The 1,577-nt window shown below is 37.1% G+C and carries 2 protein-coding genes; both read left to right on the forward strand.

The annotated features are described in order from the left end of the window. Positions 1-88: 88 nt before the first annotated feature. Positions 89-385: a transposase gene (locus ACW2QC_RS20160; protein WP_457545714.1), complete on the forward strand. Its 297-nt coding sequence runs from the start codon at positions 89-91 to the stop codon at positions 383-385. Beyond that, complete coding sequence (locus ACW2QC_RS20165; RefSeq protein ID WP_457545715.1) at positions 382-1,269, forward strand: IS3 family transposase; 888 nt, start codon at positions 382-384, stop codon at positions 1,267-1,269. The genes ACW2QC_RS20160 and ACW2QC_RS20165 overlap by 4 nt, the downstream gene beginning before the upstream one ends. Positions 1,270-1,577 lie beyond the last annotated feature (308 nt).

The following is a 1,577-nucleotide window of genomic DNA, read 5'->3' on the forward strand; positions in this document are numbered from 1 at the left end:
CGAGTAGAGTTAGACTTTTAAGTAGACACGTATTTTCAGCCAAAAATAGTATAGGATAAATAATATTAATGATGGGACGTGTCTATTTATGGGAAGAGAATATAGAACTTACGATAACCAATTGAGGCAACATATCATTAAACTTGTGATGGATGATGGTTATAAACTTAAACAAATATCTAGGGAAATGGATATCCCTTATGGAACTGTGAAACAATGGGTAGCTGATTATCGGGAAGAACAGGGAGAAAAAGAATTAAAGTACATTACCCCTGGAGAATATTATAATCGGGAAAAAGAATTGTTGGATCGTATCAAAGAGTTAGCAGAGGAGAATGAAATAATAAAAAAAGCGGCGCACATCTTTGCGAAAAGCCAGAAGTGAAATTTGATTTTATTTATAAAAACAGGGTAGATTACTCTGTCGTGAAGATGTGCGATCTCCTAGATGTATCTAAAAGTGGTTATTATAAATGGCTTAAAACCAAGGCAAGTAAGGGTAAACGAGAAAAAGTAAGAGAAAAAATAAAGAGGTTAATTCGAAAGGTCTTTCATGGATCCTATGGTACTTATGGTAGTCCGCGCATTTGGAATGAACTGCGTAAATTAGGGATCAAAATAAGCGAAAAAACAGTAGGTCGATACATGAGGGAAATGGGATTGAGTGCAACCCCTGGAAAACGATTTGTTGTTACAACGGATTCTAATCATTCAAATCCAATATACCCAAACCTATTAAATCGCAAGTTTAACCCGGATAGGCCTGATCGTGCGTGGGTAACGGATGTAACTTATATTTGGACCTCTGAGGGATGGTTATATTTAGCCACAGTTATGGATTTATACTCTAGAAAGATTGTGGGATGGAACATGGATAAAACATTGGCAAAGGAACTGTGTATAGTAGCACTAGATCGCGCTCTAGCCTTTCGTAACCCTTCAAAAAATCTCATTCATCATTCTGATCGTGGAAGTCAATATACGTCCAACGAATACATTGAACGTCTAAAGGAACAGAATATACAAATTAGTATGAGTCGTAGGGGGAACTGTTGGGATAATGCTTGTATTGAGTCATTTCATGCCAGTATTAAGAAAGAGTTGATTTATCGTATGAAGTTTAAAACCAGAGAAGAAGCAACCAAGGCTATTTGGCACTATATCATGAGTTTTTACAATGAACGTAGGATTCACTCTACGTTAGGCTATATATCGCCGAATCAATACGAAAGAACCTATTGGAGACGAGGGGATAAAGAAGCAAATTAAAATAACTGCGCTTTACGTTGAAAACCGTACTACATGAACAACTTTACGTGGAGAAGTGGGCATGCTAGCCTTGTCGGCAGGCCAAGTATCTTCATAACTGGCCTCTTGGCTATAGATGCATGCCCACAGAGGCTCCATGTCAAGTTGTGGGTATTCCCTCTTGAATTTGTTATCTGGAGGAAATATGGCTGAAGGATCAAAAATCAAGGATAAGTAAATTAAAATGGCGGAACTCAATATTTAAGGATTAAAATGATTTGAGACATTTAGGCTGAAATATTTTTGTCTACTTTCTTGACAGAAGACCA

The organism is Virgibacillus sp. FSP13 (assembly GCF_054048505.1).